19 protein-coding genes are annotated in these 19849 nt (G+C 54.7%); 10 read left to right on the forward strand and 9 right to left on the reverse strand.

What is annotated here, in order from left to right:
- The first annotated feature begins 309 nt into the window (after nucleotides 1-309).
- A complete protein-coding gene (locus ACX3P5_RS17555) occupies nucleotides 310-807 on the forward strand; it encodes a helix-turn-helix domain-containing protein (RefSeq protein WP_233986731.1) in 498 nt (165 codons plus the stop codon).
- A 3-nt stretch (nucleotides 808-810) separates the two neighbouring features.
- On the opposite strand, the gene ACX3P5_RS17560 is transcribed toward ACX3P5_RS17555, so the two are convergent.
- Nucleotides 811-1470: an epoxyqueuosine reductase QueH gene (locus tag ACX3P5_RS17560; RefSeq protein ID WP_233986729.1), complete on the reverse strand. Its 660-nt coding sequence runs from the start codon at nucleotides 1468-1470 to the stop codon at nucleotides 811-813.
- A gap of 271 nt (nucleotides 1471-1741) precedes the next feature.
- Here ACX3P5_RS17560 and ACX3P5_RS17565 point away from each other — a divergent pair, with 271 nt between their 5' ends.
- Nucleotides 1742-3130, forward strand: a complete 1389-nt coding sequence (locus tag ACX3P5_RS17565) for a sugar porter family MFS transporter (RefSeq protein WP_262287780.1) — start codon at nucleotides 1742-1744, stop codon at nucleotides 3128-3130.
- A 15-nt stretch (nucleotides 3131-3145) separates the two neighbouring features.
- Here the strand turns inward: ACX3P5_RS17565 and ACX3P5_RS17570 are convergent, their stop codons facing one another.
- A complete protein-coding gene (locus ACX3P5_RS17570; protein ID WP_336756811.1) occupies nucleotides 3146-3826 on the reverse strand; it encodes an SDR family oxidoreductase in 681 nt (226 codons plus the stop codon).
- A gap of 253 nt (nucleotides 3827-4079) precedes the next feature.
- On the opposite strand from ACX3P5_RS17570, the gene ACX3P5_RS17575 reads away from it, so the two are divergent.
- Both ACX3P5_RS17575 and ACX3P5_RS17580 read left to right on the forward strand, forming a co-directional pair.
- Nucleotides 4080-5105: a LacI family DNA-binding transcriptional regulator gene (locus tag ACX3P5_RS17575; protein WP_458969051.1), complete on the forward strand. Its 1026-nt coding sequence runs from the start codon at nucleotides 4080-4082 to the stop codon at nucleotides 5103-5105.
- 325 nt (nucleotides 5106-5430) lie between these two features.
- Nucleotides 5431-6516 carry a type I restriction endonuclease gene (locus ACX3P5_RS17580; RefSeq protein ID WP_233986724.1) on the forward strand — a complete coding sequence of 362 codons (1086 nt, stop codon included), beginning with the start codon at nucleotides 5431-5433 and terminating at the stop codon, nucleotides 6514-6516.
- A gap of 35 nt (nucleotides 6517-6551) precedes the next feature.
- Here the strand turns inward: ACX3P5_RS17580 and ACX3P5_RS17585 are convergent, their stop codons facing one another.
- A complete protein-coding gene (locus tag ACX3P5_RS17585) occupies nucleotides 6552-7379 on the reverse strand; it encodes a hypothetical protein (protein WP_233986715.1) in 828 nt (275 codons plus the stop codon).
- Nucleotide 7380: 1 nt separating this feature from the next.
- On the reverse strand, nucleotides 7381-7578 hold the full coding sequence (locus tag ACX3P5_RS17590; protein WP_233986713.1) for a hypothetical protein: 198 nt from the start codon (nucleotides 7576-7578) through the stop codon (nucleotides 7381-7383).
- A gap of 294 nt (nucleotides 7579-7872) precedes the next feature.
- Here ACX3P5_RS17590 and ACX3P5_RS17595 point away from each other — a divergent pair, with 294 nt between their 5' ends.
- Entirely contained in the window at nucleotides 7873-8859 is a 987-nt protein-coding gene (locus tag ACX3P5_RS17595) for an aldo/keto reductase (protein WP_458969052.1), read from the forward strand.
- Nucleotides 8860-8866: 7 nt separating this feature from the next.
- On the opposite strand, the gene ACX3P5_RS17600 is transcribed toward ACX3P5_RS17595, so the two are convergent.
- A complete protein-coding gene (locus ACX3P5_RS17600) occupies nucleotides 8867-10051 on the reverse strand; it encodes a BaiN/RdsA family NAD(P)/FAD-dependent oxidoreductase (RefSeq protein ID WP_233986708.1) in 1185 nt (394 codons plus the stop codon).
- 243 nt (nucleotides 10052-10294) lie between these two features.
- Here ACX3P5_RS17600 and pitA point away from each other — a divergent pair, with 243 nt between their 5' ends.
- On the forward strand, nucleotides 10295-11797 hold the full coding sequence (pitA, locus tag ACX3P5_RS17605; RefSeq protein WP_233988113.1) for an inorganic phosphate transporter PitA: 1503 nt from the start codon (nucleotides 10295-10297) through the stop codon (nucleotides 11795-11797).
- Nucleotides 11798-11841: 44 nt separating this feature from the next.
- Here pitA and uspB read toward each other — a convergent pair whose 3' ends face one another.
- Nucleotides 11842-12177: a universal stress protein UspB gene (gene uspB, locus ACX3P5_RS17610; protein WP_031374844.1), complete on the reverse strand. Its 336-nt coding sequence runs from the start codon at nucleotides 12175-12177 to the stop codon at nucleotides 11842-11844.
- A 417-nt stretch (nucleotides 12178-12594) separates the two neighbouring features.
- On the opposite strand from uspB, the gene uspA reads away from it, so the two are divergent.
- Complete coding sequence (uspA, locus tag ACX3P5_RS17615) at nucleotides 12595-13032, forward strand: universal stress protein UspA (RefSeq protein ID WP_094121542.1); 438 nt, start codon at nucleotides 12595-12597, stop codon at nucleotides 13030-13032.
- A gap of 438 nt (nucleotides 13033-13470) precedes the next feature.
- The gene (locus ACX3P5_RS17620) at nucleotides 13471-13713 is read left to right on the forward strand and encodes a hypothetical protein (RefSeq protein ID WP_233986706.1); all 243 of its coding nucleotides are present in this window, start codon (nucleotides 13471-13473) and stop codon (nucleotides 13711-13713) included.
- Nucleotides 13714-13882: 169 nt separating this feature from the next.
- Here the strand turns inward: ACX3P5_RS17620 and rsmJ are convergent, their stop codons facing one another.
- Both rsmJ and prlC read right to left on the reverse strand, forming a co-directional pair.
- Entirely contained in the window at nucleotides 13883-14635 is a 753-nt protein-coding gene (gene rsmJ, locus ACX3P5_RS17625) for a 16S rRNA (guanine(1516)-N(2))-methyltransferase RsmJ (protein ID WP_233986704.1), read from the reverse strand.
- An 8-nt stretch (nucleotides 14636-14643) separates the two neighbouring features.
- On the reverse strand, nucleotides 14644-16686 hold the full coding sequence (gene prlC / locus ACX3P5_RS17630) for an oligopeptidase A (RefSeq protein WP_233986702.1): 2043 nt from the start codon (nucleotides 16684-16686) through the stop codon (nucleotides 14644-14646).
- 465 nt (nucleotides 16687-17151) lie between these two features.
- On the opposite strand from prlC, the gene ACX3P5_RS17635 reads away from it, so the two are divergent.
- Nucleotides 17152-17994 (forward strand): 23S rRNA (adenine(2030)-N(6))-methyltransferase RlmJ, encoded by an 843-nt coding sequence (locus ACX3P5_RS17635; RefSeq protein WP_233986700.1) that lies wholly within the window; start codon nucleotides 17152-17154, stop codon nucleotides 17992-17994.
- 59 nt (nucleotides 17995-18053) lie between these two features.
- Nucleotides 18054-18872 (forward strand): CPBP family intramembrane glutamic endopeptidase, encoded by an 819-nt coding sequence (locus tag ACX3P5_RS17640; protein WP_233986699.1) that lies wholly within the window; start codon nucleotides 18054-18056, stop codon nucleotides 18870-18872.
- On the opposite strand, the gene rnz is transcribed toward ACX3P5_RS17640, so the two are convergent.
- Nucleotides 18869-19780 carry a ribonuclease Z gene (gene rnz / locus ACX3P5_RS17645; protein ID WP_458969053.1) on the reverse strand — a complete coding sequence of 304 codons (912 nt, stop codon included), beginning with the start codon at nucleotides 19778-19780 and terminating at the stop codon, nucleotides 18869-18871. The genes ACX3P5_RS17640 and rnz overlap by 4 nt on opposite strands.
- Nucleotides 19781-19849 lie beyond the last annotated feature (69 nt).

Below are 19849 nucleotides of genomic sequence, written 5' to 3' on the forward strand. Positions count from 1 at the left end.
AAGCGGCGAAAAGTGTATTGATGGGCTGTGCGATATGATGACTCCATTATCAGCGTCTGGCGTCACCACGGGACAGTTTGAGCGAAAGAAAATCCTTTAATGAAGATTACGGTTTCCGCTTATTCAAACCACTAACCCCACCAATACACTCAACACATCAATAACAATTACGCTATTTATATTATCAAATGATCATTAAAACTGTTTTATCGGAGATAAAGATTCATTTCCTGATAAAACTTTACGCAAGTCATGCTCAGCAAAAGATAAATTATTTTAAACTGCCCGCACAAAAATTAGGGGGCCGATATGAATGAGAGTAAATATAATGAAAGCGTGATCGTCTCTGTCACTGAGTGGATTAATAATAATCTCGACCAGCGATTAAGCGTTGATGATATTGCTGAAAAAGCAGGTTATTCCAAATGGTATTTGCAGAAATTATTTGCGCGTTATCACGATGAAACGCTGGCACGTTATATTCGCAAGCGCAAGCTGGCTGCCTGTGTCAATGATTTAAAAAACAGCCGCACGCCGATAATAAGCCTGGCGCTGAAGTATCATTTTGAAAGCCAACAATCTTTCACCCGCTCGTTTAAACAACTGATGGGCTGTACGCCCAGCGTCTGCCGCCGGCGCGCGCTGGATGAGGCGGCGCGACAGCAGTTAGCCGGGACCGATAATCCCTGCGCATTATGCAGCTATGCTCAGGGCAGAACGCCGGAAAAAAGCTGCAGTGGAATCACTCAGCGTATTGCGATATCACCGCACCACTATCGCCAGACTGAATCCTCCCACAGCCTGTGAGGTTCAGAGATCGTCCGGCTGATAATATTGCACACCAATCTGAATCCGCTCACGACCCTGCGTGACGCGATGACGATTGGTGTCGCGCAGTGAATAAACGCAGCCACAATATTCCTGCTGATAAAAACTCTCGCGCTTGCTGATTTCAATCATGCGCGAAGATCCGCCGCCTTTACGCCAGTTAAAATCCCAATAAAGCAGATCCGGATACGCCGCCGCTGCGCGGACACCACAACGGTTAATCTGCTTCATATCTTTCCAGCGTGAAATACCCAGGCAACTGGTCATTACCGGAAAGCCATTTTCATGCGCATAGAGCGCGGTACGTTCGAAACGCATATCAAAACACATGGTGCAGCGTTCGCCGCGCTCCGGCTCCCACTCCATACCGCGCGCGCGTTTGAACCAGTCATCGCGGTCATAATCGGCATCAACAAACGGCACGCCAAATTTTTCAGCAAAACGAATATTCTCCTCTTTGCGCAGCTCATATTCTTTGAGCGGATGAATATTCGGGTTGTAGAAATAGATGGTGTATTCAATACCCGATGCCAGCATCGCCTCCATGACTTCGCCCGAACAGGGAGCGCAACAGGAGTGTAAAAGCACCTTTTTGTGGCCGCCCGGTAAGGGCAGCGGCTGGCGCTGATAAGGCTGAGACATAAGCACCTTCAATCATTAGCAGAAAAACTGCAGTGTAATGGCGCACGCCGGGGGTTGCAAAATTTCCCCGGCTGGCCGGTTTTTGGGTATTCGTGCGCTTGCGCCCACAGCCGTGCTGAGCCGCCGATCCTGTGCCAGCGGGCTCTGGCGGGCTACCACGGCCTTCTGCCACGTCGCTGATGTTTTAAACTGTGACCGGTAACACACTGCCATCGACTATGTTTACATAACATTAACAATACTGACAAAGTCACAGGGCAAGGAGTGAGGCATGGCTGCAACTAACAAATCGCCGTCGGGTCAGAACCGCTTTACCTGGTTCGTCTGTTTTATGGCCGCGCTCTCCGGCCTGTTGTTTGGTCTGGATATCGGCGTTATTGCCGGCGCGCTGCCGTTTCTCGCCAAAGATTTGCAGATCACTAACCATCAGCAGGAGTGGGTCGTGAGCTCGATGATGTTCGGGGCTGCGCTGGGTGCGCTGGGCGCGGGCTGGATGTCATCAAAGCTGGGACGCAAGAAAAGTATGCTGGCCGGTGCCACGCTGTTCGTCATCGGCTCGCTCTGGTCAGCGCTGTCACCGGATGTCGAATCGCTGGTCTGCGCCCGGGTGATCCTGGGGCTGGCGGTCGGCATCGCCTCTTACACCGCCCCGCTCTATCTGGCTGAGATTGCGCCTGAGCGTATTCGGGGCTCCATGATTTCGATGTACCAGCTGATGCTGACCACCGGCATTGTGGTGGCTTATCTCTCTGATACGGCCTTTAGCTACACCGGCAACTGGCGCTGGATGCTGGGGATTATCGCCATTCCGGCGGTGATTCTGTTCATCGGCGTGCTGTTTCTGCCTAACAGCCCGCGCTGGCTGGCGGCGCACGGCCGTTTTAATGAGGCACAGCGGGTGCTGGACCGGCTGCGTAATACCAGCGAACAGGCGCGGCAGGAGCTGGAAGAGATCCGTGAAAGTCTGCAGGTGAAGCAACGCGGCTGGTCACTGTTTCGTTCGAACAGCAACTTCCGCCGTGCCGTGTGGCTGGGCATGTTGCTGCAGGTAATGCAGCAGTTTACCGGCATGAATGTGGTGATGTATTACGCCCCGAAAATTTTCAATATTGCCGGTTTCTCCAGCACCAGCGAACAGATGTGGGGCACGGTTATCGTCGGGCTGGTCAATATGCTGGCGACGCTGATTGCGATCTTCCTGGTTGACCGCTGGGGACGTAAGCCGATGCTCACCACCAGCTTTCTGGTGATGGCGGTGGGAATGGGCGTGCTCGGCACGCTGTTGCATCTTGGCGTCGAAACCGACTTCCGCAAATATTTTGCTATCGCCATGCTGCTGATGTTTATCGTCGGATTTGCGATGGCTGCCGGACCGGTGATCTGGCTGCTGTGCTCAGAGATTCAGCCGCTGAAAGGGCGTGACTTCGGCATCACCGCGTCGACCACCACCAACTGGGTCGGTAACATGATTGTCGGTGCGACCTTCCTGACCATGCTCGATCAGCTGGGCAACGCCAACACCTTCTGGTTCTACGGTGCGCTTAATCTGGTGTTCATTGTGGTGACGATGATGCTGGTGCCGGAGACCAAACATGTCACGCTGGAGCATATCGAACGCAACCTGATGAAAGGCAAAGCGCTGCGTGATATCGGGGCGTAACCGCCCCGTCGTCGATTACCATTGCAGCGTTTTACCGGCGTAATCGATGTAGTGATGGCCGCCGCGGCCCTGCCAGGCGGTCAGCTGCTGCACAATACCGGCCGCGCTCTCCTCTGCGGTTAAAGGTGCCGCTTCGCCACCCATATCTGTTTTTACCCAGCCCGGATGGAGCGTCACCAGCGTACCGGCCACGGCTTCCACATCTTCGGCCAGCGTCCGGCTCAGCATATTCAGCGCCGCCTTGCTGGCGGAATAGAGCGGCATGTCGGCACGCGGGTTTTCGCTCAGGCTACCCAGCTGTGATGAGGTGATAGCCAGCACGCCCTTTTGCTTGCTGAGCAGCGGCAGCAGAATCTCGGCACTGCGCACCGGTGCGATCGTATTGGTCATAAACAGCTGCGCCAGTTCCTGAGGGTCACTTTGCGCCAGTTTCTGATGCGCTGGCCCGGAAATTCCGGCATTAATCAGAATCACATCGAAGGTCTGTCCGGCGAGCTGGCCGGCCAGCTGCTGCACCGAGGACGATTCGGTCATATCCAGCGCGTGCCAGTCAACGCCCGACGGGTTGCCCTGCGTTGGGATGCCGCTGCGGTGCGTGGCCGTAACCTGCCAGCCTTGTGCAGCAAACGCCTGTACCACCGCCAGGCCGATACCCCGCGATGCGCCAATCACTAACACTTTCTGTTGCTGAGCCATGTTCATTCCTCGTTGTTAATCTCACTACTAGCTTAACGACAAATCTGCGTTGCCAGCGCCCGGATGTGCGTTTTAGTCGGGTGACCGCACGGCAGGTAAAATGCATCAGCTGATGCGGCTGATCGGCCCGGTCGGCTTCATTGATGGTTTTCCATCAAAGTTTCGCTTTATCTTTTACTTTTAACCGGTTAGAAGATATCGACTGGCAGGCAGGCGGCGCGATGTTCGCCCGCTTTTTTCGCGTGGAGTCTGAATGAAAAAGCTCACCTTAGAGACGGTGGCAAAAATGGCGGGCGTAGGCATCGCGACGGTCGATCGGGTATTGAACGAGCGTGGCGGCGTGTCGCTGGAGACCACCCGCAAGGTGTTAAAAGCGGCGCGCGAAGCCGGTCTCAAACGTCTGCTGCCGGAGGAGTATCAACATCCGTGGCAGATTGAGGTCTTCCTCAGCAACAACGGCTCTGCCTTTTTCCAGCAGCTCACCGCCCATTTCAGCGACGTCGCCAGCCAGCTCGGCTACCGGCGGCTTAAACTGCATAAAACGCTGGTCACAGAAGCGCAGCCCGAAAAGCTGGCGCAGAGCATTATTGCCCGCAGCGCCACCCGCGACGGCATTATTGTCTTTGCCCATGACTCGCCGCCGATCTATCGCGCCCTGGCGCTGTGTCGCAGTCGTCACGTACCGGTGATCACCATCGTGACCGATCTGCCCGCCGCCGATCGTCTGTGCCATGTCGGTATCGATCAGTATCAGGCGGGACGGACCGCCGGTTTACTGATGAGTAAGACCGCCCATCAGACCGGGGATATTGTGATGGTGAGCGGCCGGTTTGATTATCAGGCACACCGGCAGCGCATCGCCGGCTTCCGTGAGGTGATGACGCAGCGCGCGCCGCAGCGTCACCTGCGTGAAGTGCTGCTCGGCCAGGATGATCGTGACACCATTCGCAGCCTGCTGGCGCGCAATCTGACGCAATCGCAGGCGATAGCGGGCGTCTATAACACCGGGATGGGCAATACCGACGTCAGCGAAACCCTGCGCGCCCACCGGCTGTTGGGCCACTGTACCTATATCACCCATGAGCTCTATCCGGTAACCCGCCAGCTGCTGCTGAACGATGAGGTGGCGTTCACGCTGGATCAGCACGCGCAGCAGCACGCGCGATTGTCGATTGATCTGTTGCTGCGCCATCTGGAAACCGGTTATCAGCCGGATGAGTATCAGGAAGGTAAGGTCGCGTTCCGGCTGTTTACGGCGGAGAATATGGAAGCAATGTAGGATACCTTCTGGAGGCAACGCAAACTTTATACTTAGCGTTGCTTCGAACGTATTCACGCAGGTCGCTCAGCCAAAAGGAATTGCCCATCTTGCTATGTCTTCTTCCCTTAAAAAAACCTCTCTCATCGATCACTAAATAGCCAACCTCCTTTTTTTCTGATAATTTTTCATACGGCGTTTTGAATTCAGGGAATAATTCAATACAACTATCGTCCGCCAAAGCCCTGAAAGTTTTAAAAAAAGATGTTCCAACATTCAGCTTCCTCATCATTCGTGAATGAAGCCAAAATTTCGACAAAAGTCAGGACAATAGACAGGATGCTCTATGGATATTTTCAGTAATCTCAATGGACTTTCAGCAAAAATTCAGCAGCAGTCAGCCGTTATTCAAACAGAAGAGGCTACTAAAAGCGCCTTTGTCATGCCCTTTATTAGTCAGATATTAGGCTACGATGTCTTTGATCCGACTGAAGTCATTCCTGAATTCATTTGTGATGTCGGAACGAAAAAGGGTGAAAAGATTGATTACGCTATATTGAAAAACGGTGAAATTCAGATTCTGATTGAATGTAAAAAGATTGGCGAATCGTTAAATATTAAACATGCCTCTCAACTTTTCCGTTACTTTCACGTTACTAACGCACGCATTTCTATCCTGACAAATGGTCAGATTTATAAATTCTTCACTGACCTTGATGCACCCAATAAAATGGATGAAAAGCCATTTTTAGAACTGGATCTGCTGGATATTGATGAGCATGTGGTTCCTGAACTGCTCAAACTCACTAAAAGCGCCTTTGATGTCGAATCGATTGTTAGCGCAGCAGGTGAACTTAAGTACATCAGTCAGTTAAAAAAGATGATTTCCCGCCAGTTCAGTGAACCCGATGAAGACTTCGTTAAGCTTTTTGCTTCACGTGTCTATGATGGAATATTGACGCAAAAGGTCAGAGAACAGTTTGCTGTATTGACTAAAAAGGCCGCTACGCAGTGGTTAAATGATCAAATTAATGAAAGGCTTAAGTCAGCAATAAGTGGGGGTGTTACAACATCCCCCGCTCAAATCAGTAGTGACGATGTAGTAAAAAATCATAGTGAGAAAAACGAAGCAGAAGAGCATTTAATCGTTACCACCGAAATGGAGATAGAAGGGTTCCACATCGTAAAATCAATAATAAGAAAGGTTATTGAACCTCAGCGAATTACCTTTAGGGATACGCAAAGCTATCTGGGCATACTGATCGATGATAACAATCGGAAACCTATTTGCCGTCTGCATTTTAACCGCAGCCAGTTGTATATTGGGATGTTTGATGGCGAGAAGAAAGAGACTCGCCATCCGATAATATCCCTCAACGATATCTATAACTTTACCGATCTGCTGAGAGAAACGGCGAAGCAATATAGCTAATCGCGACAGGCCAGGGTATTGACCTGGCCTTATTATTATTGCGGCGGCTCCCGGCTCTGATCATCCGGGCTCTGACCGTCTTCGCTGCCCTGGCTTTTCTCGACTTCCTGCGGATGGCCCATAGAGAGCGCCGTCGCGCTGGCCGGGTCGAACAGCGACAGGCTTTCAATCTGATCCACCATGATCACCTTGCGGAACGACATGGCATCTTTGGGCGTCGAGTCCAGCGTGATGTCGTGTTCGGCGTACCACTTACTATAATTATGCTCCACCGCCAGCTTCAGCGTTTTACTGTCGCGGTAGCCACTGAGCATCGGGATCAGCACGATATTTTTGGTGCTCTCATACTCAAACGTCGAGGCGTGTACCATGCCGATATAGATGCGGCGTGACTTGAGGGTAATCCACGCCAGCTCGCCCTCTTCCATGCACTGAAACAGCAGCTGCTCCACACCGTTCGAGCGCGACAGTTGCTGATAGAGATCTTTACGGCCCGAAACGTTGAGTCGTGCGCTGCCCGCCCAGTTCGAGCGATACAGACAGAGCAGAATAGCAAAGGCCAGCATGATGACAATCGGTGCCTGGATGCCAAGGAAGCTCCAGTTCATAAACTCCATCTGCCATTTGAGATGGACGCCGGGGATCATCTGTACCGCATTGGCAATAGCAGAGACGGCGAGCAGCAGTAACCAGACGATGCCGGTCGCAAACACGCCCTGCAGAACGAAAATACAGCCATAAAGCGCAACCAGAAAATAAACATCCCAGCCCGATGAACGGCGAATTTTAAAACGGCTATTTAAATCGCGGCTGGTGTACCAGTAACCACTGACCATTAACACCATGAATATTGCGGTACCCACCTCAGACTCCCTTTAACGTATTCACATGGCGGGCAAAATCTTCGTGTACTTCTTCACTGAGCGTGTTGACCGAAATATTGCCGTTCTCGTCAATAATGATGCGCTCGCCTTCGGCGATAGAGTCGTTGATATCCTGGCGGGTCATGATTTGCAGAAATTTATCGGGGCTGGCAAACAGCGATTTTACAAATTTGAACATGGCGATCCACTTATCTGGCCTAAAAGAGGAAGTATGTGACTGAAACGACACTCTCGCCTGGTTAATTTCAGGTGAAATTTCTTAAAATCAATTAATTAGCGAAGCGGCTGGCGATCATTACACGGCGTGATTGGCTGAAATAGCTAATATAACCAGTAGATTGGCAGCGACAACTCTCCCTTTCCGGCTGTACGGTCTGTGAGCGTGCTTCACCCCTTTCTCGCCGGTTAGCGCTAAGCTCACTCTTTGTCCGGTGACGGTCACCCTGTCTGCAACATATTGAGGAAGATTCAGATGAAACAACGCACGTTAGGTCGTACCGGTCAGCGCGTCTCCGAAATTGGCTTTGGCGCATGGGCGATTGGCGGGACCTGGGGAGAAGTCAGCCAGCAGGATGCCGAGGCGGCGCTGCATGCTGCTCTTGATGCCGGTATCACCTTTATTGATACCGCCGATGTCTATGGCGACGGCCGCTCTGAAAAGATTATTGCCGGAGTGCTGAATCAGCGTGGCGGTGAACGGCCGTTTGTCGCCACCAAGCTGGGCCGCCGGCTTTCGCCGCACGTTGCCGAGGGCTATAACGCCAGCAACCTCAACGCCTTTATTGACCGTTCGCGCGAGAACCTGCAAACCGACACGCTGGATTTAGTGCAGCTGCACTGCCCACCCACCGAGGTCTATTACAACCCGGAGGTGTTTGCGGTAATGGATGAGATGGTGGCTGCCGGCAAAATCCGTCACTACGGCGTGTCGGTGGAAAAGGTAGAGGAAGGATTGAAGGCGCTGGAGTTTCCGAACGTCTCATCCATTCAGCTGATTTACAACCTTTTCCGCCAGCGACCAGCGGAGCTACTGCTGCGTGAAGCGAAGCGGCGTGATGTCGGGATTATCGCCCGTGTGCCGCTGGCGTCAGGCTTGCTGACCGGCAAAATGGGGCCAGACAGCCAGTTTGCTGCCGACGACCATCGCGCCTTTAACCGCAATGGCGAAGCGTTTGATAAGGGCGAAACCTTTTCCGGCGTGCCGTATGAGGTAGCGCTGGAGGCGGTCGAGGAGATTCGCCGCTATGTCACTGGCGACACCACCATGGCGATGCTGGCGCTGCGCTGGATCCTGATGAACGAGGATGTCAGCGTAGTGATTCCTGGCGCAAAAAATCGCCAACAGGCGGAAGCCAATGCCCGCGCCAGCGACGTCGATGCGCTCTCTGCGGATACCATGACGGCGCTGAAGCAGATCTATCAGGAGAAGATCGCGCCTCACGTCCATCAGCGCTGGTAAACGCGCGTTACAACGCCTGGGCGCACGCCCAGGCGGAACTCCACGCCCACTGGAAATTATAGCCACCCAGCCAGCCGGTCACATCCGCAACCTCCCCAATAAAATAGAGCCCCGGTACGGCCCGCGCTTCCATGGTTTTCGAGGAGAGTTGGGTGGTATCGACGCCGCCCAGTGTTACCTCGGCGGTGCGATAGCCTTCGGTGCCGTTGGGCTGAATACGCCAGGCGTGCAGCGTCCCGACCAGCTCCGCCTGCTGCCGGCTGTTGAGCTGCTTCAGCGTGATATCCGGCACCACTTTCAGCGTCTGCAACACTTCCACCAGCCGCTTCGGCAGAATTTTCGCCAGGCTGTTCTTCAGGCTGAGGTTAGGATGCGCCTCACGCTGGACGGTCAGGAAGGCATCCAGCGGCGTCGCGGGTGACAGATCGATGGTGACGAACTCACCTGGCAGCCAGTAGCTGGAGATTTGCAATACCGCCGGGCCAGAGAGGCCGCGATGGGTAAACAGCATCGCCTCTTTAAAGCGGGTGCCATCCTGCGCGTCAATGGTGGTCTCCAGCGCCACGCCAGACAGGGTCTGCAGCTGTTCCAGCAGCGGTTTATGCAGGGTAAAGGGCACCAGCGCCGCGCGTGTCGGGAAGACGTTGAGGCCAAACTGTTCCGCGATTTTATAGCCGAACGGCGTTGCGCCCAGGCCGGGCATCGACAGGCCGCCGCTGGCAATCACCAGCTTTTCCGCCTGTACCGTGCTGCCGTTCAGCTGCAGGGTATAACCGCTGTCGTCACGCGCCACGTTCAGCACTTCACTGCGCAGCCGCAGCGTCACGTTGCCCTTTTCGCACTCGGCCATCAGCAGATCGACAATCTGCTGCGCGGACTCATCGCAAAACAGCTGGCCGAGGGTTTTCTCATGCCAGGCAATGCCGTGACGATTGACCAGATCGATAAAATCCCACTGGGTATAGCGCGCCAGCGCCGATTTACAGAAATGAGGATTGTGCGACAGATAGGCCGCCGGTTCAGTATAGAGATTGGTGAAGTTGCAGCGTCCTCCGCCCGACATCAGAATCTTACGTCCCGGCTTTTTGCCGTTATCCAGCAGCAAGACGCGACGCCCGCGCTGTCCGGCCTGGGCGGCACAGAACAGCCCTGCGGCACCGGCTCCAATGATGATAACGTCAAACTGTTCCACGGCGGTTCACTCACTTAATCGGAAAGGCGCAGATTGTAGTGATCTGCTCACTGAGACGCCAGCGTCAAAAATTTGCCGTAAATGTGTCATAATGTAACTAGCTAATATCTGGAGCTTTTTAACCCTTTAAGTCAGGTGCGTTACTGCTAAAGGTCAAATTAAGACTATATTTTCCTTTCCCATACAGCACGTTGTCGCGGATAATGCGCCGCGTTCATGTCCTCCAAAAATGGCGTAACGTTTATGCTACATCTGTTTGCTGGTCTCGACCTCAGTACTGGCCTGTTATTGGTTCTTGCCCTGCTGTTTGTATTGTTTTACGAAGCAATCAACGGTTTCCACGACACGGCCAACGCAGTTGCGACGGTCATCTATACGCGTGCCATGCGTGCCCAGCTTGCTGTGGTAATGGCGGGTGTATTTAACTTCTTTGGCGTGCTACTCGGTGGATTGAGTGTCGCCTATGCCATTGTTCATATGCTTCCCACCGATCTGTTGTTGAATGTTGGATCGGCTCACGGTCTCGCCATGGTGTTTTCTATGCTGCTGGCGGCGATCATCTGGAATCTCGGCACCTGGTATCTGGGTCTGCCGGCCTCCAGCTCCCATACCCTGATCGGCGCCATTATTGGTATCGGTCTGACCAACGCCCTGATGACCGGTACCTCGGTGGTTGATGCGCTCAACATCCCGAAAGTCCTGAACATCTTCCTGTCGCTGATCCTGTCGCCGATTGTCGGCCTGGTGATTGCGGGCGGCTTAATCTTTATTCTGCGTCGCTACTGGAGCAGCACCAAAAAGCGTGCCCGCATCCATATGACGCCCGCCGACCGCGAGAAGATCGACGGCAAGAAAAAGCCGCCGTTCTGGACCCGTATTGCGCTGATTGTTTCGGCGATTGGCGTCAGCTATTCGCATGGCGCGAATGACGGCCAGAAAGGCATCGGCCTGATTATGCTGGTGTTGATTGGCGTCGCGCCGGCTGGCTTCGTGGTGAACATGAATGCCTCTGGCTATGACATCACCCGGACCCGCGATGCGGTCAATCATCTGGAGCAATATTATCAGCAGCACAACGCCTCGCTGACCCATATTATCCAGATGGCTCCGCCTAAGCTGCCGACGCCGGAAGAAGTGCCGTCATCCAGCCCGAAAGAGTTCCACTGTGACAGCGCTCGCGCGTTACAGGCGGTTCAGCGCGCGCAGGGGCTGCTGAATAATCTGCAAAGCTACGATCAGCTGACGGTTGATCAACGCGGTCAGATGCGTCGTCTGCTGCTGTGTATCTCTGATACCGCCGACAAAGCGGCCAAACTGCCGGAAACCACCCCGGAGGATCAGCGCTTCCTCAATAAGCTGAAAAGCGATCTGCTGGGCACTATTGAGTATGCGCCGGTCTGGATTATCGTCGCCGTCGCGTTAGCGCTGGGCACCGGTACCATGATTGGCTGGCGTCGTGTTGCCACCACCATCGGTGAGAAGATCGGTAAGAAAGGCATGACCTATGCGCAAGGGATGTCGGCGCAGGTAACGGCAGCGCTCTCTATCGGCGTCGCCAGCTACACCGGAATGCCGGTTTCCACCACCCACATCCTCTCCTCATCGGTTGCCGGTACTATGCTGGTTGACGGTGGCGGATTGCAGAGTCGGACCATCAAGAACATCGCCATGGCGTGGATCTTCACGCTGCCGGTTTGTATTGTGCTGTCAGGCTCGCTCTACTGGATTGCGTTAAAACTGGTGTAACACCAGAAGCCAGTGATACCCGAGGGCGACGCAAGTCGCCCTTTTTAATGCCAGATGGCCATCGCCACCAGACTGATCACTACCAGTCCGCACAGCGCGCTGGTCAGCATAAACTGTCCACGCACCCGCTCGCAGCGCCGAATAAATTCGTCATCATGATGATCAAGATAGCGTTTCGCCCAGATATAGGTCACCAGCCGCACCTGTTTGCTGGGCTGACCGTGTGAGGTGAAGAATCCCGCACCGTCGACGTACTGATACAACAGCGGATCGCACCCACGTAACACCGCCAGCAGGGCGCGCAGTGACGAAAAATAGCGCGCCATATTCACAATACACACCACACAAAGAGCCCAAAAAAGCGCGATAGTGCTGATCATATTCTCCCCTCCTGGCTGGAGCCGCAGGAACAGACGCAGCGGGAAAACGCTGAGCACGCCCACAGAAATAGCCAACCACTGAATTACCGGACTGCGATAGTGTTATGAACGCCTGGGCGGAAACAAACCAGACCGCCTTTTTTCAGTGTAGGAGAAATGTTTAAATTTTTTCCAGCGATGTTTTTCGTTCGGGGCGAGTAAAATTGCCGCATCGTTGATCTTATTCACAAGCCAGGCGGCAACAGCAGCATTTGCCACCAGAGAAGGCTATACTCAGAGACATAACAACATCGTCACCTGCAGCGCAGGTACACACTTTGGTGGCGCTCATCGCCCGTTCGCGCAAAGGATTTCGCTACGCTGTGACGCGGCAGGAACACCGGATGCCATCCTTAATCTCGTGAAAGGAGTTTTATCATGGCTTATAAACATATCCTGATTGCAGTAGACCTTTCTCCCGAAAGTCAGTTACTGGTGGATAAAGCCGTTTCGCTGGCCCGCCCTTATGACGCTAAAATTTCCCTGATCCACGTTGATGTGAACTATTCCGACCTCTATACCGGCCTGATTGATGTCAACCTTGGCGATATGCAGAAGCGTATTTCCGAAGAGACCCATTCGGCGCTGAAAGGTCTGTCTGATTCCGCCGGCTACCCGATCAGTGAGACGCTGAGCGGCAGTGGCGATCTCGGCCAGGTACTGGTCGATGCGATTAAAAAGTATGACGTCGATCTGGTGGTATGTGGTCATCACCAGGACTTCTGGAGCAAGCTGATGTCCTCGGCGCGTCAGTTGATCAACACCGTGCACATCGACATGCTGATTGTGCCGCTGCGCGATGAAGACGACGAATAACCGCCGATCATAAAGCCGGCGACACTCACCGGCTTTTTCCCGTTACGTCGGGTCCGGCACGGCCCGTGAGTGAATATCGCCAGCCCGCTTCGCCTGTCGCCAGCATTGCGCTTTCCTGATGTTCCCCTGTCAGCACGATTCGCCACAATGGAAAAGGGCCTGTTCATCTGACACCGCCGTGACCGATATTACCAGACATCAGATAATTCGCACTTTCACGATAAAATTGCGCATTTAGCCTCTATAAAAATAATCTTTATATTAGCAATACATTAACAAGCAAAGGTTCCTCTCACGCTTTACGCCGCAATTTCATTTATCAATATTTTACTATAGGCAAGGTTCGCCGGGTTCATTATATTCGTTCTGCTCTCTCAGTCGCCGGGCGACTGATGAAGCACAATAATGTAATTTAACAACAAGATAAGGATATTAATTATGAGAGAAATCAACCAGACTGAAATTGCTGCCGTTAGCGGCGCGGGCCTGACTGAATTTATCGGCAACGTTAATGATGCATTAACTCAGGTTTCTGATCTGTTCGACACCACAATTAAATCTCTGAATGAAACAACCGTTATTCAGGAAGAAATTGGTCTGTCTTATAAAGCCTTTGGCCTGAGCGTAGCGAAAAGTTTTTTAAGCGCTTTCTCAGGTTTTCTGACTAAATTAGCCGCCTGATTGAATATAAGCGGTTGCGTATTTACTGCGGCAGGTTGATCGCCCGCTAAATACGCTAATAAAAAGCCTGCCTGATGATATCAGGCAGGCTTTTTCTGGTTGGCGCGGCGGCCGGCATTAAACAGGAAGGGCTGGTCTCCGGTTTGCCAGACGCGCAGATCCGTTACGGTCAGCTGACCAGCGGGGGATAGATATCGAAGCGATGACTTTTGGTGACCACCGCCGCCTGAGTGACGACCCCTGCCAGCGGCGGCGCATAGTCGGGCCGCTTCACCACGATACGTTTCTTTGCCAGACGGCGGGCCGGTTCCAGCAGCGCGTCAGCATCCTCATCGGCACCGACCAGCGACTGAAACACCCGCATCTCTTTCTTCACCATGGCGCTTTTCTGACGATGCGGATACATCGGATCGAGATAGACCACGTCCGGTGCTGGCGTGATATCGCTCAGCGCCTGGGCGCTGGCGGCGTGAATCAGCGTCAGACGCTGACGCAACCAGCCGCCGATCTCCGCATCCTGATAGCCACGCTGTAAGCCATCATCCAGCAGCGCCGCGACCACCGGATGGCGCTCCAGCATCCGCACCCGACAGCCCAGCGCCGCCAGAACAAAGGCATCGCGTCCGAGGCCAGCGGTGGCATCCACCACATCGGGCAGATAGTCACCTTTAATGCCGACCGCTTTCGCCACGGCTTCGCCACGTCCGCCGCCAAAACGGCGACGATGCGCCATCGCACCGGAAACGAAATCGACAAAGATGCCGCCCAGCTTCGGTTCATCGCGCTTACGCAGCTCAAGATGGGTCGGCGTCTGTACCAGCGCCAGCAGCGCGTTCTCGTCGTGCTCCAGCTGCCAGCGCTGCGCCAAAAGTGATAAGGCGCCGTCTCCGGCGCCTGATTCATCGACCAAACAGATTTTCACGTAACGACTTATCCCTGAATGCCGTAATGTTCCAGCATCGCGTCGAGCTGCGGCTCACGGCCGCGGAAGCGTTTGAACAGCTCCATCGGCTCTTCCGAACCGCCGCGCGTCAGGATGTTGTCAAGGAAGGACTGACCGGTTTCGCGGTTGAAAATCCCCTCCTCTTCAAAGCGTGAATAGGCATCCGCAGCCAGCACATCCGCCCACAGATAGCTGTAGTAACCGGCTGCATAACCGCCGGCGAAGATGTGGCTGAAGGCGTGCGGGAAACGGCCCCATTCCGGGCTCGGGACCACTGCAACGCGGCTTTTCACTTCACGCAGCGTCTCCAGAATCTGTGCCCCTTTGGTCGGGTCAAATTCGGTGTGCAGACGGAAATCGAACAGGCCGAACTCCAGCTGACGCAGGATAAACAGCGCCGCCTGATAGTTCTTCGCCGCCAGCATTTTATCCAGCAGCTCTTTCGGCAGCGGTTCACCGGTCTCGTAATGGCCGGAGATAAACGCCAGCGCATCCGGCTCCCAGCACCAGTTTTCCATAAACTGGCTTGGCAGCTCGACCGCATCCCACGGTACTCCACTGATGCCGGAGACGCCTGGAACTTCTACGCGGGTCAGCATGTGGTGCAGACCGTGACCAAATTCGTGGAACAGGGTGATCACTTCGTCATGGGTGAAGAGTGCCGGTTTGCCCTGCACCGGACGGTTAAAGTTACAGGTCAGATAGGCGACCGGCTTCTGCAGGCTGCCATCGGCTTTACGCATCTGACCGACGCAGTCATCCATCCAGGCGCCGCCGCGTTTGTGTTCACGGGCATAGAGATCGAGATAGAAGCTGCCGCGCAGCTCACCGGTCTCATCAAACAGATCGAAGAACTTCACGTCAGGATGATAGACATCCACATCGGTACGCTGTTTAGCGGTGATGCCGTAGATGCGTTTAACCACTTCGAACAGGCCCGCTACCGCGCGCGATTCCGGGAAGTAAGGACGCAGCTGTTCGTCGCTGATGGTGTAGAGGTGCTGCTTCTGTTTTTCACCGTAATAGGTGAGATCCCACGGGTTCAGCTCGGTGACGCCATGCTCTTTCTGAGCAAAAGCGCGCAGCTGCTCCAGCTCTTTTTCACCCTGCGGACGGGCGCGTTCCGCCAGATCGTTGAGGAAGTCGATCACCTGAGACGGGCTTTGCGCCATCTTGGTCGCCAGCGATTTGTCGGCGTAGGAGTCGAAGCCCAGCAGTTGCGCCAGTTCATGACGCAGCGCCAGCTCTTCCGCCATGATGGGACCGTTATCCCATTTACCGGCGTTAGGACCCTGATCGGACGCGCGGGTCGCATAGGCGCGATACATCTCTTCACGCAGCGCGGCGTTGTCGCAATAGGTCATCACCGGCAGATAGCTGGGGATATCCAGCGTCAGCAGCCAGCCTTCCTGACCTTTGGCTTCCGCCTGCGCTCTGGCGGCAGCCATCGCGCTTTCCGGCATACCGGCCAGATCGTTTTCGTCAGTGATCAGCTTGCTCCAGCCCATGGTGGCATCCAGCACGTTATTGCTGTAGGCCGATCCCAGCTCAGAGAGGCGGGCCGCAATTTCGCCATAGCGTTGCTGTTTATCTTTTGCCAGGCCGATACCGGAGAGTTCGAAATCACGCAGCGCGTTATCGACCGCTTTCTTCTGCGCCAGATCCAGCGCGGCGTACTGGTCGCCCTCTTTCAGGTTGCGATAGGCCTGATACAGACCTTCATGCTGGCCGACCCAGGTGCTGTATTCAGAGAGCAGCGGCAGCGTCTGCTCGTAGGCTTCGCGCAGTTCCGGGCTGTTTTTAACCGAGTTCAGATGGCTGACCGGCGAGAAAATGCGGCTCAGGCGGTCATCACTCTCTGCCAGCGGCTGTACCAGGTTATCCCAGCTGTAAGGTGCGCCTTGCGCCACCACTTTTTCGACCATCGCGCGGCAGTCGTTCAGTACCTCCGTGACGGCAGGAACCACATGTTCAGGCTGGATGGCAGAAAAAGGGGGAAGCGTAAAAGATGTCAGTAGCGGATTGGTCATAGCGCAGTCCTTTATTGATGTGTGGGGCGCGATGGGTCGCGCAACGCAATCTAAGTAACATGCGGCTAAGTGTAGCGAAAATCAATGGGGCCTAACTTCGCTGCGGAAGAAACGAGCGCAATATGACCATGGCGCGGCAAAAACTAAACGGTGCTTATCGCGGCGCATTTCATGGGCTGCCGGGCGAAAAAAATTTGCGTTACGTCAAGGCAGTGCCGCTTCGGTCAGGGCGTAATGACGCTTTTACTCTGGCTGTGAGATTTTCACCTGCGTCACGCGCGGCAGCGGCTGGATTAGTTATCACGCTTTCGACCCATCAGCGAGGCATCCCTGATATAATCGCGGATTCTCATGCTGTTCCTGCGTCGGTTGCTGTGCGTCGTTCTGTGGGTAATACGTGAGGTAATAATTGGTATAAATTGATTTTCCATCAGTTAAAACCTTATACATTCAACAGGATAAACAATGCTGAGTTATCGCCATAGCTTCCATGCTGGCAACCACGCTGACGTGCTGAAGCACACCGTACTGAGCCTGATCATCACCGCGCTGAAAGAGAAAGAGAAACCGTTCTTTTATCTCGATACCCATGCGGGCGCGGGTCGCTATCAACTGAGCGGTGAGCACGCTGAGCGTACCGGCGAGTATCTGGAAGGCATCGCCCGCATCTGGCAGCAGCCGGACGCGCCTGAACTGCTGCAACCCTACTTCGACGCCATCCGGGCGCTGAACCGTAGCGGGACGCTGCGTTATTATCCGGGTTCGCCGCTGATTGCCCGCCATCTGCTGCGCGAAGATGACCGCCTGCAAATGACCGAACTGCACTCCAGCGACTATCCGCTGCTGCGCAACGAATTCAGCAAAGATAGCCGTGCGCGGGTAGAGCGGGCTGATGGTTACCAGCAGCTGAAATCTAAACTGCCGCCACCGTCACGTCGCGGCCTGATTCTGATCGATCCCCCTTATGAGATGAAAAGTGATTATCAGGCGGTGGTGAAAGGGATTCATGAAGGTCATAAGCGATTCGGCACCGGCGTCTTCGCGCTCTGGTATCCGGTGGTGCTGCGTCAGCAGATCAAACATATGCTGCGCGATCTCGAAGCGACCGGCATTCGCAATATTCTGCAGATTGAGCTGGCGGCCCGTCCCGACAGCGATCAGCGCGGTATGACCGCCTCCGGCATGATTGTGATTAATCCGCCGTGGAAGCTGGCTGCCCAGATGAACGAACTGCTGCCGTGGCTGCATAAGAAACTGGTTCCGGCTGGCACCGGCCACTTTGTGGTCAACCAGATCGTACCCGAATAACTTTTTCTCCTTTTAAGCCGCACACTGCCGGTGCTGCGGCGTTGTATCAGGTCTTTACCATGTGGATCATACTGGCTGGCGCGCTGGCCGCGCTGCAACCGGCCCGGCGGCTGGCATTACTGTTACTGGCGCTCGCCACGCTGCTGGGTTTTTATCAGGACGTATTAGCGTGGCCCGCGCTGCTGCTGTTCGCGGGCACTGCCGCGGTGGTGGCATTCCGTATTTATGACCGAGACCATCCCCGGCGGCAATTGCTGACTGAAGCGGTGCTGGTGCTGATCGCCATCGGGCTATTCCTCCATCTGTTCCCGGGTTTTGCTAATCCACGCAAAATTGATGATGTGCAGGTCGGTGCGCGCAGCGTGGCGTTCGGCTTCTCGTTTAACTTTGATAAAGCGCTGGTCCCCTTTGTGCTGCTGGCTTGTCTGCCGACGCTGTTTCGCGCTCCGGCCAGTCCGCCGCGTTATAAACTGCCCGCCGCGCTGGCGCTGATCGCCGCCGTTCCGCTGCTGTTATACAGTGCCGTATTGCTGGGCGGATTAGCCGTTGAACGTCACTTCCCGGACTGGCTGGGCGCATTTATGCTCGCCAATCTGTTCTTTGTCTCGCTGGCGGAAGAGGCGCTGTTTCGTGGCTATCTGCAGCAAAAATTAGCGCTGGCGCTGGGCGGTATACCTGCGCTGTTACTGAGCTCACTGCTGTTTGGTCTGGCGCACCTGAGCGGCGGTCTGTTGCTGGTGATCTTCGCCACCCTCGCCGGGTTACTGTATGGCCTGGCGTGGCACTGGAGCGGCCGGTTATGGCTGTCGACCGCCCTGCACTTTGCCCTCAACATGACCCATTTGCTGTTTTTCACCTATCCCGCACTGCATCACTAAAGGGGAAAGACCGCCAGATCCCAGGCCATCTCGGTACAGGGGAAGATGGTCTGGCATTCAGCCAGCAGGCGGCGCATATCTTTCGCCAGATAGCGTGAGCTGAAGTGGGTGGCGATCAGCCGTTTTGCCCCGGCGCGCTTCGCCACCTCCGCCGCCTGTAGGGTGGTAGAGTGGCCCCGCCCGTTGGCCTTCTCCGTCATCGCCGCCTCCAGCGTGGTTTCATGCACCATCAGGTCCACGTTAGCCGCCATCTGCAACGCCACCTCGGTCGGCGCGGTATCGCCAAAAATCGCCAGCGTTTTGCCTTTGGTCGCCGGACCCAGATAGTCCGCGCCATTGATCACCCGGCCATCCTCCAGCGTGACGGTTTCGCCCAGCTTTAGCTGCTGATACCACGGGCCGCGCGGCACGCCTTCGGCCTTCAGGCGCGGCGCATCGAGAAATCCCGGCTTATCATGCTGCTCAATCCGATAGCCCAGACAGGGCAGCGTATGGTTCAGCGGCCAGGCACTGATGCGGAACTCACCGTCATCCCGCGTCCAGCCCGGCTCAATCTCAACAATATTTAGCGGATAATCGGTATAAGAACCGCTGATCGACAAGGCCGTTTCGACAAAGGTCTTCAGGCCTTTCGGGCCATAAACGGTCATTGGGCTGGTCAACCCGGCCATTGAGCGGCTGGTCAGCAATCCCGGCAGGCCAAAGATATGATCGCCATGCAGATGGGTAATAAAGATGGTATCCAGCTTGCCCGGTTTCAGATCGGAACGCATAAACTGCAACTGCGTCCCTTCCCCGCAATCAAACAGCCAGGTTTCACCACTTTGCGTCCGGGTAAAAGCGATAGCGGTGACGTTACGCTGCAGGCTGGGCGCGCCGCCGCCGGTACCGAGAAAAGTAAGGTGCATGGTATGCTTCCCTGTCAGTGAATGAAAAACAGAACCCTATTACAATCATAGGCGCAAACTTTGCGTCAA

This window comes from Pantoea sp. S-LA4, assembly GCF_054482835.1.